The sequence below is a fragment of the Paenibacillus sp. J31R98 genome (assembly GCF_056269245.1).
The window spans coordinates 943,337-955,590 of record NZ_JBWDNO010000002.1; the positions used below are offsets into that span (position 1 = coordinate 943,337).

At 51.7% G+C, this 12,254-nt stretch carries 11 protein-coding genes; 2 read left to right on the forward strand and 9 right to left on the reverse strand.

Features of this window, described 5'->3' with window-relative positions:
* Positions 1-53 precede the first annotated feature (53 nt).
* The 3 genes from AC0YNX_RS12995 to gpr all read right to left on the reverse strand — a co-directional run bounded on the left by AC0YNX_RS12995 (position 54) and on the right by gpr (position 3,378).
* Entirely contained in the window at positions 54-524 is a 471-nt protein-coding gene (locus AC0YNX_RS12995; protein ID WP_475816076.1) for a hypothetical protein, read from the reverse strand.
* Positions 525-555: 31 nt separating this feature from the next.
* A complete protein-coding gene (gene spoIIP, locus AC0YNX_RS13000; RefSeq protein WP_475816077.1) occupies positions 556-1,887 on the reverse strand; it encodes a stage II sporulation protein P in 1,332 nt (443 codons plus the stop codon).
* 486 nt (positions 1,888-2,373) lie between these two features.
* On the reverse strand, positions 2,374-3,378 hold the full coding sequence (gpr, locus tag AC0YNX_RS13005) for a GPR endopeptidase (RefSeq protein WP_475816078.1): 1,005 nt from the start codon (positions 3,376-3,378) through the stop codon (positions 2,374-2,376).
* A gap of 190 nt (positions 3,379-3,568) precedes the next feature.
* Here gpr and rpsT point away from each other — a divergent pair, with 190 nt between their 5' ends.
* Entirely contained in the window at positions 3,569-3,841 is a 273-nt protein-coding gene (rpsT, locus tag AC0YNX_RS13010) for a 30S ribosomal protein S20 (RefSeq protein WP_475816079.1), read from the forward strand.
* A 75-nt stretch (positions 3,842-3,916) separates the two neighbouring features.
* Here rpsT and holA read toward each other — a convergent pair whose 3' ends face one another.
* From holA to AC0YNX_RS13030, 4 genes are all read right to left on the reverse strand, one after another.
* Positions 3,917-4,939: a DNA polymerase III subunit delta gene (gene holA / locus AC0YNX_RS13015; RefSeq protein WP_475816080.1), complete on the reverse strand. Its 1,023-nt coding sequence runs from the start codon at positions 4,937-4,939 to the stop codon at positions 3,917-3,919.
* A gap of 247 nt (positions 4,940-5,186) precedes the next feature.
* Complete coding sequence (locus tag AC0YNX_RS13020) at positions 5,187-6,407, reverse strand: anti-sigma factor family protein (protein WP_475816081.1); 1,221 nt, start codon at positions 6,405-6,407, stop codon at positions 5,187-5,189.
* Entirely contained in the window at positions 6,404-6,952 is a 549-nt protein-coding gene (locus AC0YNX_RS13025) for an RNA polymerase sigma factor (protein ID WP_475816082.1), read from the reverse strand. The genes AC0YNX_RS13020 and AC0YNX_RS13025 overlap by 4 nt, the downstream gene beginning before the upstream one ends.
* Positions 6,953-7,182: 230 nt before the next feature.
* Positions 7,183-8,142, reverse strand: coding sequence for a D-2-hydroxyacid dehydrogenase (locus tag AC0YNX_RS13030; RefSeq protein WP_475816083.1), 960 nt, complete (start codon positions 8,140-8,142; stop codon positions 7,183-7,185).
* Between the two features lie 161 nt (positions 8,143-8,303).
* On the opposite strand from AC0YNX_RS13030, the gene AC0YNX_RS13035 reads away from it, so the two are divergent.
* Positions 8,304-8,639, forward strand: a complete 336-nt coding sequence (locus AC0YNX_RS13035) for a hypothetical protein (protein ID WP_475816084.1) — start codon at positions 8,304-8,306, stop codon at positions 8,637-8,639.
* A 73-nt stretch (positions 8,640-8,712) separates the two neighbouring features.
* On the opposite strand, the gene AC0YNX_RS13040 is transcribed toward AC0YNX_RS13035, so the two are convergent.
* Together AC0YNX_RS13040 and AC0YNX_RS13045 are read right to left on the reverse strand one after the other, a co-directional pair.
* Positions 8,713-11,328 (reverse strand): DNA internalization-related competence protein ComEC/Rec2, encoded by a 2,616-nt coding sequence (locus tag AC0YNX_RS13040; protein ID WP_475816085.1) that lies wholly within the window; start codon positions 11,326-11,328, stop codon positions 8,713-8,715.
* Between the two features lie 392 nt (positions 11,329-11,720).
* On the reverse strand, positions 11,721-12,239 hold the full coding sequence (locus AC0YNX_RS13045) for a deoxycytidylate deaminase (protein WP_475816246.1): 519 nt from the start codon (positions 12,237-12,239) through the stop codon (positions 11,721-11,723).
* Positions 12,240-12,254: the final 15 nt, after the last annotated feature.

The window sequence follows — 12,254 nt, forward strand, 5'->3', positions numbered from 1 at the left end:
AGGAACCTTATTGCTAATCATTCTTGTTATTATATCAGTTTGCCGGAATACCATCAATCCGTTACTGATTCGAAAAATGAAACGACCATTCGGATCCCCTTCGACGACATCGTTTGCAGCACTCCAGCCGTGCCGTCTGCGACCTTGTTTACCGTCGAATCGCTCTTCAGTTCCGGAACGCCTGGTAGCCGTTTGTCCAGCTCCTCCTGCAGCTTGCGCTCGTAAGCGCGGCGCACCTCTTCATCCGTCCGGCCATGCTGCGCATCTGCTACTGTACGGCGCTCCGGCACAATATAGATTTGATTTTCCGGCAGCTGCTCCTGTTCTGTCACTGTACTGGACGTATCCGCGGGAAGCTGCTTCGATGTCAGGCTTGTCTGCGGGTTGACAGCTTCCGCCCCGTTGCCGCCGGATACCGGTCCATAGATTCGCTCGATCCCGCTCGAAGCGAGATCGATGCCGAACATAATTACTAGCGCTGCTGCAGCCCCGACCATAACCATTTTCATCGAATTTTTGCGCATACTCCACTCTCACCTTTCTACATTCCAATTATTATTTTGAAGTGGATACTTTCTCCGCATCCCAATAAATGTCCGAGATTACCTTAGCCAAAACATCAATCGTCCGGTATGACTCTTTCAACGTGTTGTCTACACCGCCAACTTCGATAAGCACGCTGTGCGGCGATAACGATTGGTTGTATTCGCCGTTCCCGCTCGCCTTCGTCTTGCCGAGCACGCCGCGCGACAGACCCGGATATTTCTTCTCCAAGGCTTCATGAATCTTATTGGCGAGCGCCTCGTTCTGACTCCAATGCGGGTTCGCAAGCCCAATAACGAGGAACACCTGAGCATAGGTGACACCGTCAATCGTGATCGTCGTGTTCTTGCGGCGAAGCGAGTCGCGGTGGATGTCGAAGAAGTAGCTTAGGTCTTCATCTTTTGCCATCGCGCTTACGACCGTTTGTTTCGAATATTTATAGGATAGGAGCCAATTGTAATTTTTAACCGTAGAGGCATAGTCTGTGCCTGAAGATATCGAGCCGATACCTTTCTCTTTGAGCTGTGAAGCGAGCCGTTTGCCGAGAAGCGTAACGTTCTTTACCGGCGATTCCGCATATTTCTTGCTCGAGACCTCCGGGAACCACGATTCACGACTGTGTGAGCTGTAGATGAAGACGACGTTGCGGTCGCCGGTTGTCGGCTTTGCTGGCTCATCCGTGCTTGGCGTGTCGTTCCCCTTGTCAGGCAGTGATGGCGTATCGGTGATCGTGCTGTCTGGTGACGAATTCGAATCAGAATCGTCGGCTGAGTTCTCTGAGTTGTGATCCGCACCGTCGTCTCCTGATTCCGTTGACGTGTCCAAATCCCCTGCTGGGTGATCAGGTCGATCCGAATCTCCTACTACACTTCCCGGATTCTCATCGCCTTCCGGCGGAACCGTATCATGATCCTCTGACGCGACATTGTCCCCGGTACCTGATCCCGGTCTTAGAATAACGGTGCTGTCTCCTCCCAACCCTGGGTACTGGCTCGAAAGCAGGCTAAGCGGCTCAGCAGGATTAATATCCGTCAGCATCCGAAGAAGGAAAGAACTCGCCTGCTTGCCAGTGATGGACCACTTCTTATCCGCTTCGCCTGTACCCGGCATCTCCATCGCAAGCATGTCTGAGAATAAGCCGCTGGACACCGACGCTGCGAAGCCTTTCATCGACGAGATTGGAGAGCTCGCCGTCTTCTCATGTACAATGACGCCAATTCCTACAACAAGGACAAGGATCATCGATCCGAGTGACAACAGGGCAAAGGTACGGGCCGTTACGAGCAGCTGGCGTAGGCGCAGGCTACTCTTTCCAAGGTTGAACGTCATGATTAATCGTTTCATTGTGCTTGTCTTACCTCCTAAGCTCCATTATTGCGGGGATACCCTTTTGCACGAGGCTAGTATCACTTTATGAAGGCAGGAGAGTTAATAGAACCGAAAGTTTAATAGAGTCTGGAATCTATTGATCGATTTAATAGAGTTGCGAGTTTCATAGGAGGTGCAGAGAGCGATTCGTGGCATAACCCCTACCCACTCCCCCTCCTGCGGCTAACGGTTCCTAAACACCTTATTCGTCCAAAAAACAGCCTTTAGAAGTTGTAACGGACTCCAGAAGCGTTATTGCTGCTTATGAAGCCGAAAACAGCGGACTTCATCGGAATAAGGCCTCTGAGTTCCGTTACATTCCCGAAACGAGCAAATATCGCCAAATAGAACGTCTGAGTTCCGTTAGCTCTATGAGCTTCTGTTTACTACAGTCAGCCTCCGCATTAAAAAAGCTCCACCTGCCTCAATTGGCAGATGGAGCTCTATCTAGCAGCAGATCAGTTAATGCGTATAAGCCGCAACGTTGTCCTTATCAACCGCTTCATGCAGCGCAGCATTCAATCCGCTGGCAACAATATTAGCGATATCCTCGATGAATTGGTCAATCTCCTTCGGGGTCACAAGCAGGTCATGCCCTAGCGGACCAAGTGCTTCGCGTACAAGCTGGAGCCGCTCATTCTCGTCGATGGAGTCGAGCAGTCCGAGGAAGTTGTCGGCGTTGTTCGCGTGCTTCTTCAGGTGCTCCCGCATCAGATCAATGCTGTTGCTCACGATGGTAGACGCGTATAGCACGGTCGGAACGCCGATCGCAATGACGGGCACGCCTAGAATCTCCTTCGTCAGCCCGCGCCGCTTATTGCCGATGCCTGAGCCTGGATGTATCCCTGTATCGGCGATTTGTATCGTCGTGTTGACACGCTCCAGCGCTTTCGAAGCAAGCGCATCGATCGCGATAATAAGATCAGGCTTGGAGCGATCGACGATGCCCTGCACGATCTCGCTCGATTCGATGCCGGTAATGCCAAGCACCCCGGGCGCAATAGCACTCACATTGCGGTAACCAGGTGCCACTTCGTTCGGCATCAGCTCGAAGAAATGCCGAGTCACAAGCGAGTTCTCCACGACGATCGGCCCGAGCGCATCGGGCGTCACGTTCCAGTTGCCCAAGCCGACGATCAACACCTTAGCCGTCTTACTGATGCCAATACGCTCAAGGAATGTTGCGAACTCCTGTGCCAGCTTCGTTGCGACACGGTCTTGAAGGCCGGTATCCTGCTTGCGCAGCTCCGGGACCTCGAAGGTGACGTAATTGCCGATCATTTTGCCCATGATGCGGGAGCCTTCCTCTGTCGTCACTTCGAGCCTCGTTATCGTAATGCCGTCATCTTCGGAGATGTCTGACGTAACGCCAGGGACAGGTCCCTTCCCTCCGGCTTCGGCCAATTCTTTCGCTTCCAGAGCCAAGTCAATTCCTGGATTAAATTGCTGTAGATCAAGTTCACTCATGCGATAAGGGTGCTCCTTCCATCCGTTTGTCATTAGTGTGCGATGGGTAAGGATGAATTATGCGGCAGAAAGTCACGCTGCGAAGCGGATTCGTCTGTATTGCGCTATTGCTTTTTGGACTTGCCCATGATACACTATGTCAAGTTGTGTTGTTACCAAGGGTTTTCCCTTTTTACAGGAGGTGAATGCAATGCCAAACATTAAATCCGCAGTCAAACGCGTTAAGACAATCGAGAAACGCCGCGCTTTGAACGCTTCGCAAAAATCAGCTCTTCGCACGGCCGTTAAAGCTGCTGATCTAGCTGTTGTTGCTACTGATGTAGAAGCTGCTAAAGCTGCTCTGCTCACTGCTACGAAGAAGCTTGATAAAGCTGTAACTAAAGGCCTGATTCATAAAAATGCAGCTGCTCGCAAGAAGTCGCGCCTGGCTAAAAAGCTGAACGCACTTAGCGCTCAAGCATAATTAACGAAACCAATGAAAGTCCTGCTCTTCGCTTCCGGCGAATAGCAGGACTTTTTTTATTGTGTTTATTCTCAGTTATACAGCAAGCGATAGTAAGAACAGTTCAAGCCCAAGCGTCTTGTCCACACGGCCGGTCTTCATATTGTAATCAAGCTCCGCAAGCCGGTTCAGATGCTTGCCTAGCGTCTGCGCGCTGAATCGCTTTGCTTTCTCCGCAGCCAGCTTCACTGCATACGGGTGCAAGCCAATCTGCCCCGCCATCTGCTGCTGCGAATAGTTATGCTGCTCAAGCTCCTTCACCTGAAGCATGATGCGGAACTGCCTTGCTATAAGCGCTGCGATCTTGATTGGCTCCTCGCGGCGCAGAAGCAGCTCTCCGTAGAGCTTCAGCGCACGCTCGACCTGCAGCGAAGCCATCGCGTCTATAAGCGCGAATACATCCTCTTCGACCGTGGAGGCGATTAGCTGCTCCACATCCTCGCCGCTAATGCTGCCGCCGCTTCCAGCATGCAAACAGAGCTTGTCCACCTCATGCGCAAGCTGCTGCATGCTGGTGCCCGTTCTGGCGAGCAGCAGCTGCGCTGCATCACGGCTCATCGATCTTCCCTGCTCTTCCGCCCGCTTGACCGTCCATTGCAGCAGTTCATTCTCCTGAAGCTCCTGGAACGGCATAAGCGCGTCCTGCTCCTTCAGCAGCTTCACCACCTTGCGGCGCTCGTCGAGCTTCTCCGCCATCACTTGAAAGACGATAACGCTCGTCTCACAAGGCTGCTTCAAGTAGGCAAGCAATGTATCCGTACTATGCTCAAGCTTCGCTTCTTTCCCTTGCGCTGCGGCAAGCACGGAGCTGTCCCGCACAAGCACAAGCTTGCGAGACGCGAAGAACGGCAAAGTATCCGCTTCTGCGACGACTTCCTCAATTGCTGTCTCCGACGTATCATATTTCACGATGCCAAGCTCCTGCTCGTCCGGCGGCAGCAGCTTCTCTGTGAGCGCTGTTACGAACTGCCGCATCCGATAACGGTCTTTCCCATACAGCACATAGACGGGACGGAACTGCCCAGCTTTCCATTCTTTCTGTGCATCCTTAAGCTCCATCTTGAAAACCCCCTTTAAACCACCAACATAACGATAGCGCCATTCTGCCAAAAACGCAACAAAGGGATGAGAGCTGTTTCCAGCTTCATCCCTTTGTCCCCGAGCATCTATATAAACACCCAATCACATACGGTCCGCGGTACCGGTGTCGGATGGTCATACGATCGTCTTGGGGAGCATATTCAACTGACTGCTTCCCTGCTTCTACACCATACGCAAACATCACGACATGTGTGCATGAGCCGGATTAATTTTTGCTAGATTCCTGCTCGGAAGCGGATTTCACTTCAATGGCGAATACTTTCTTCGCGCCACCATCAGCTGTCGTTTCGTAAGTCAGTTCCTTACTGTCTTGTGACCACTTCAAATTGGCAATACCTGCACGTTTATTTCCTTGGAAGACAAGCGCGCTATCCTGCACCGTATAGATCTCGATTCGACCATCCACAATAAAAGCTTGATACTGGCCATCCGGCGAGATCGGCGATGCATTGACTGTATTGTTCATGTAATTCTGATTGGTCTTCCTGTCATTCGTCGTCGAGTCGGTTATCGACATCGATCCACCGGTCTCTGTGTTAATCCCTTTGTCGCCTGCTGCGCTGCCTGTACCGCTGTTATCCGCAGCTTTGGTGCCTGACTCGTCTGCACTTGTAGTCGAATCTGCAGAAGTACCGCCATCAGCTTTGTTCTCCGAACCAGCATCTGAAGTATCGTTCGAGCCGGTGATTTCTACATTTGGTGCATTCGCGCCTGCCGCAGGAGCATCTTTATCCGAGTCCCCTGTGGTGAGCGGCGGCATGATCTCACCATTCGGATCGACGTTAAGCGCCTGCGGATCACTGCTCTTCTTCACAGCGTTCGATGAAGAAGCAGCTTTGTTCGAAGACGTATCGGACGAGCTTGTATCTGTGGAATTTGCGCTTTCTGCCATGAGCGCCTTCTGATCCATCGTGCTTGTATTCGCAGCGCTGTTGTTTGTGCTCATACTCGTATTGTTCGCCGCTGCCGAATCCGCAACAGCTGCATCATCGCTAGCATTGAAGCCACTCCGGTTCGAATTGTAATTGAACATGAAGAACACGAGTACGACAGCCGCGACCGCAACGCCGGCAAATGCGCTGATGGTATATCGCTCCGTCCACTTGCGCTTGCCTGAGCCAATCTTCGCCGCTTCTTCGAATGGAATCACTTTAGCCGGCTCAGCTTTTACTTCTACTTCTTCATTAACAACATCGCCGCTAATATCCAGTTCAGCAAGACGTGGCAGTATCGCATCCACCAAACTGTAGCTTGGCGTCACTTTAGGTAAGCTTTCAAGTCCTTCGTTCAGCAGTTGAAGCCGCTCCATCATAGCTGCACACTCGGGGCATTGCCGTGTATGAGTCATCAAGATTTCGGTCTCTTCACCATTCAAATCATCATCTAGTTGACGCTGCATATATTCTGTCACCTCTTGACAATTCATCCTCGGACCCCCCCTCTCTGATAGTCATGCAAGTACGTTTGCAGCTGTTGCCTTGCCCGGAATAAATAGGATTTGACCGTATTTAGCGGCAGATTTAACGAATCTGCAATCTCATTGTAAGAAAAGTCCTGCAAGTACCTCAGTACAACAACTGCTCTGTGATGCTCGGGCAGCTTATCAATCGCCATTCGAATATCTTGCGCAGCATAGGAAGTAAGCACTTCCTCTTCGACAGACGTATGATCCTGGAACACCATCTCGTGTTCTTCAATCGAAATGGTCGGCTTGTTACGCCTGAATTTGTCGATACATATATTCGTTACGATCCGCTGCACCCAGGTTTTAAACTGCGCTTTCTCTTCATAGGTGCCGATCTTCGTATAAATCCGAATAAGCGCTTCTTGTGCGGCATCCATAGCATCTTGCTCATTGCCTACAATATAGTAAGCTGTCCGATAGACGTGATTCTCAATCTCGCGCAATAGAGTAATCAGAGCGTCGCCATCGCCGGCTTGTGCGGCTTTTATAAGGCCTTGCTCTACCACGGAGGATCCCCCCTCATGCAACCTTTCAGACGGAAAGGTTCGTAATAATGTTGCAGCAGTTTTATAAATTCTTTATAGAAATTTTAATTTGCATCATTTCTCAAAAATAAGTCATCTTGCACTTTTTAAGCAAACTACCTCAAAATCATAGCAGAAAACAGAACAGCCGTACACCCTGCTAGGAATTCCCAGTTGATGTACGGCGCTTATTCTATTCGCTCAAACCTGAATCAATACTGGGCTTGCAAGTCTACGATGTTCCTTACTACCGTACCGCTTTTGCTATAATGTGCCAAATTGTCCAAAATAATCTCAAGAGCCCGATCCATATAAAGAGCAGTATCCCCAGCAATGTGAGGCGTTACGATCACCTGCTCCATCTTCCACAAAGGGTGGTCCTCAGGCAGCGGCTCCTGCTCGAACACGTCAAGTCCCGCTCCGGCAATAACGCCGCTCTGTAGAGCATCGACGAGCGCAGCGGTGTCCGTCGTAGCTCCTCTTCCAATATTTATGTAGCAAGAGGTGCGCTTCATTGCAGCGAATTCCGCCTTACCGATTAGCTGACGCGTGTCACTCGTCAGCGGCAGGCAATTGACCACATAATCGCTTTGCGCTAATACTTCATGAAGTTCATCCAGCGAGTACATGCGGTCCACCCACTCAGCCGGCTTGCCGGATTTGCGGATGCCGAGCACGTTCATGCTGAAGGCTTTGGCAATCTTTGCGGTCTCAACGCCAATCGCGCCAACACCAAGAATCGCAATCGTCTTGTGGTGCGCTTCGCCCATGCCGGGTTCAGGGCGCCAGTTAGCCGCCTGCTGGTTACGAACATAAGTGTGAACTTGGCGGGTCAGCCCGAGCAGCATTGCGAAGATCGATTCCGAAATCTGATAAGGATGAACGCCGGATGCGTTCGTCAGCGTAATACCTCGCTCCTTGATTCTGCCCAGCGGAATGTGATCGACGCCTGCGCCTAAATTTTGCACCCATTTAAGCGGCGTTCCATCGGAATGGACGATCTTGAGAACATCGCGGTTAAATCCTAGAATAACTTCAGCACTCGCCAGCTGCTCTCTTGCAGCTGCCTGTTCAGAGCCGCTGACATCTATGTATGTAAATCCCGGAGCAGCTGCTTCTATTGCTCTGACCTGCGCTTCCTCGAATGGATGAACTGAAACAATTGTAGCCATCTTTAATGTTCCCTCCTCTATCGTGCACAAAGATTACCATCCACTGCCAGACGGTGTCAAACACCTTTTTTGTAAAGATTATTTTAATAAAAACAATTGGACAACCTTTTAAACCCGAGTATAATACTAGGTATAATGCCATCGAAAGGGGTTTGGCCAGCATGAATCAAAACAGTCAGCAAGGAAACCAGCGATGGGTAGACGATTATTTGGATATGTACAATTATGCAGGGCAGATCGGCGATGCCGAGTGGCAGCAGCAAATTCTTGCCGCAATTCGCAACCAGGAACAAATCTTGCGCGAGGAAGAGCTGGTTGCAGCGAAGGAACAGCTGTGGGAGCAATTCAACACGGTTAACCATCAAATGATGGAACTGATCGCACGGCGCAAATATTGCGAGAATGCAGATGAAGATATTACGATCAAGGAGCTTATCGAAGACTTAAAGCAGCAGCGGATTGAGCTCGCTAAGCAGATTAAGAAGATTTGCTCGTAGTTACTATGCATTACATAGATTTCAAGGCTATAGCTAACACCACGTAATAGCTAACACTAACTAGCATCCCCCTTCACTCATTGTGATCGGGGATTTTTTGTTTGACAACGAGCTTGCCATTCGGACTTACACGGAATTGGACTTCGCCTCCCCAGTCCGTGCGCTTCACTGGGATACCCGCCGCATCTAATCGGTTGATTACGGAATCAGCTGGATGGCCGTATATATTATTGCGGCCGACTGAAATAACAGCCGTTCGTGGCTGCCAGTAGGAGAGCCATTGATCAGATGTTGATGTTTTGCTGCCGTGATGAGATATCTTCATAACGTCGATTGGGATCAAGGGTGCTCGTGCTTCATTCTGCTGAAGCTCCGCTATTATTTGCTGCTCTTCCGCAATATCGGCATCGCCAGTAAAGAGAAACTGGCGGTCGTAGAGGCCAAGACGAAGTGCGACACTATGTCCGTTCTGCTCTTCTTCATCTGAAATGGAACTAGGTGAACTAGGCGTGTTCAATATGGATAGGGACGTATGCTTGTCTAGCCTCCACTCAAGACCGGCACGTGCAGGGTATAGAGGAATTTCTCTTTCAAGCGCATCTCGAAGTAACGTAATAGCGTCTTCCGAGCTCTTCCACGTCCCATTCCACAGGATTGCTTTCACAGGAATATTTGACATGATTGCACGTAGCCCCTTAATGTGGTCGCTGTCCAGGTGGGACAAGACGAGCAGGTCAATGTGATGGACTCCTCGCTGTTGAAGCAACGGCAAGAGCAGCTTCTGCCCCACCTCGAACGGGTCCCTCCTTTCCCGCCACGCCCCACGGTTGCCAAACTGAACGGTCCCACCACCATCAATGAGAACATGTTTCCCTTCCGCAGATCGGATCAGAATGGAATCGCCCTGTCCCACGTCAATGAACTGCACGTAACCTTGTCTATCAAGAGCATCGGGTTTATACGCCCATATGAGCATAGCCACTAATGTGAGAGAACTAAGCAGGAGCTGCAGCCGAGTTACGCGCTTGCCGAAGCTTGAGTCCATATCTTCGAGCTGAATGAATGGCGTTGCTGGGATGTCTAATCGAGCGCTACCCGCGTGCTCTTCGCCAGAGAGTGTTAAGCTTGTCTCATTGATTCTGTTCAGAGCCGAGAAGAGAAGCAGGAGTGCTGCATAACAGGCTATTACCCACCACAGCGAAGGCTTTGCCCAAATATACCGAAAACTGTTCCAGCTGCTGAGCTTAGCTACAAAAGCAAACGTAAGCTCATTGCCCATAGCCGTTGCTTGCGCTGAGAGCATGCCCGCGGGATGCCACATGCTGTCCAGCAGCATAGATGCGCCGCCGAGCGGCATAACAATAAAGCTGATGAATGGCACCAGAATGAGATTTGCCAGTAAAGATAAGAGATGCAGCTGATTAAAGTAGTATAACGTGAGCGGTAGCGATACCGCTTGCGCTACTAGGGTGACTGCGAGCAGGTCAAGCAGCGATGCCTGCCATTTGTACTTGCCGCGAGGTAAGCAGCGGCGGATCGGCGCGACGCCGAAGATGAGACCCGCCGTTACGATAAACGACAGCTGGAAGCCGACGTTTCCTAACATATACGGGTCCCACACGAGCATCGCGAGGGCAGCGGCTGCAAGTAAATGCAGCCCGTCCTTCAGCTTGTGCATGCGTGCCGCAGCAAGTCCGAGCATCGCCATAATGCCGGAACGGACGATCGACGCCGATGCTCCAGCGAGGAGCACATAGAGCGGCACAGCCGCAATGAGCAGCATGAGCATGCGCTCCCGAGTCATGCGAAGCAGACGCAGAAACCCGCCAAGCACGTAGAGGAAGACCGCTACGTGCAGGCCTGAGATGGCCAGTATATGCGTTAGCCCCAGCTGCGCGAACTGGCGGTACAATGTGGGATCGAGATCATCGGTTATGCCGATGACGAGGCCTTTCATGTAGCCGGCTTGGATGCCCGGGTACAGGGCGTCCATACGCTTGCCGAGCGCTTCGCGCGCGGCATCCATGCCCCTGAGCAGCGCCGCAGTGCTTAGGCGCGGCCCGGCGCTTGTTGATAGCGCAGCTGCTCCGTCTGCGCTGAACAGCCAGTGGATGCGCTGGCTGTTCAAATACCGGCGATAGTCGAAGCCGCCGAAGTTGGTCGCGGCTGCAGGCGCAGCCAGCTCGCCTGCTGCGGAAATGCGCTGCCCTCGCCGCCAGCTGGCAGCATCGGCGAGCTCACTCTCCTCTGAGAGCCGAACCTGCAACTGCATGCGTTCGCCACCAAGTTCTCGCTGCTCCGGCTCGCTCGTAAGCTTAACCGAAGCGACCTTCACTACCATCTGTACAAGGTCGCCATCTACTTCCGGCGGCTCAGTGATAACCCCGGTTATCTTCGCCGGATACGTTATCGCTCCCATCGGAACTGCTTCTTGTGCGGCGGCAAGCTCCGCAGGAAGTCCTGTCACATTGCGGGCATCCGTCCACATGCGCTGCCCAGCCGAAAGCGCGAACGCTGCCATACATGCGGCAGCCAGCTGCCAAGACGCTTGCCGCATCAACGTCAGCGCGAGCAATAGAGCAAACACCGCCGCCCCAGCCAAATAGGTGCCAGGGTTCGTTAGCCCCGCAGCCGCGCTGCTGCCGAGCACCCAGCACACTGTAAACCATATCAGCGGCCTCCTCGCCATACACTTCCCCTCCTCTACTCGCTGGATGATATAAAGAGCGGTACAGCGTACCAATCATTGCGAAAATTCGTTTTTTTTCTCATCCACGTGTGCTACCTAATAACACTCTTCTCGAGTTTTAACGTCATTTCTCATCCACGTGTGCTACCTCGTAACACTCTTCTTAGAACTTCTTCGTTTTCTTCAGCATTTGTGTGACTCAGTTACCCTCTTTGATGGCGATCTATCAAGTCTGTAGCCCACCTAACCAGCTACAACCGCTCCCAGTCAGCAACAAAAAAAAACCTCTTCCCGCACCTGCAACAAACCTCCAAACCTGCCGAGCAATCGGCAGACTTGCGGAATGTCCAGATGCAGCAAGAGGTTCTTCCTCATTAAAGCTGCTTCTAAAGCTATGAAATGATATCCATGCCTGCTTGAGCCGGGGGCTCATAGGAGACAAGATTACGAAAAATGATTCCTTTTAACTCCATGAGTGCATTCACTTTATCGCTGTCCTTGGAATAAGCGCGATGATACACGATCTCCACAACGCCGCTGTTGGCCAACATGTTGGCGCATGTCCAGCATGGCTGATCCGTCACATAGACCGTTGAGCCTTCCCGGTCGATCCGGTCCGTGAAGAGCAGCAGATTCTGCTCCGCATGAATCGTGCGTATGCAGCGCTGCTTCTTGATCATTAGTTCCTGCTCGCCATCTACCTGCATTTCGTATTCCTCTACAATCATGCAGCCGTCTTCGGAGCAATCCGAGACTCCCATCGGCGCACCGTTATATGCCGTACCGAGCAGCTTCTTCCCTTGCACCAGCACAGTTCCGACATGTCTGCGCGGGCATCTGGAGCGAGTCGATACCATATACGCGATGTCCATAAAATAGGTGTCCCAGTCTTTTCTCATGTTGTCCTGCATGTTCTCAGCCATTTC

Excerpts from the sequence above, each read along its gene's own strand:
- AC0YNX_RS13045 (WP_475816246.1), bottom strand. The coding sequence starts at position 12,239 with ATGCAGGACAACATGAGAAAAGACTGGGACACCTATTTTATGGACATC.
- spoIIP (WP_475816077.1), bottom strand. The coding sequence starts at position 1,887 with ATGAAACGATTAATCATGACGTTCAACCTTGGAAAGAGTAGCCTGCGC.
- AC0YNX_RS13040 (WP_475816085.1), bottom strand. The coding sequence starts at position 11,328 with ATGGCGAGGAGGCCGCTGATATGGTTTACAGTGTGCTGGGTGCTCGGC.
- AC0YNX_RS12995 (WP_475816076.1), bottom strand. The coding sequence starts at position 524 with ATGCGCAAAAATTCGATGAAAATGGTTATGGTCGGGGCTGCAGCAGCG.
- AC0YNX_RS13030 (WP_475816083.1), bottom strand. The coding sequence starts at position 8,142 with ATGGCTACAATTGTTTCAGTTCATCCATTCGAGGAAGCGCAGGTCAGA.
- AC0YNX_RS13035 (WP_475816084.1), top strand. The coding sequence starts at position 8,304 with ATGAATCAAAACAGTCAGCAAGGAAACCAGCGATGGGTAGACGATTAT.
- AC0YNX_RS13020 (WP_475816081.1), bottom strand. The coding sequence starts at position 6,407 with ATGAATTGTCAAGAGGTGACAGAATATATGCAGCGTCAACTAGATGAT.
- holA (WP_475816080.1), bottom strand. The coding sequence starts at position 4,939 with ATGGAGCTTAAGGATGCACAGAAAGAATGGAAAGCTGGGCAGTTCCGT.
- rpsT (WP_475816079.1), top strand. The coding sequence starts at position 3,569 with ATGCCAAACATTAAATCCGCAGTCAAACGCGTTAAGACAATCGAGAAA.
- gpr (WP_475816078.1), bottom strand. The coding sequence starts at position 3,378 with ATGAGTGAACTTGATCTACAGCAATTTAATCCAGGAATTGACTTGGCT.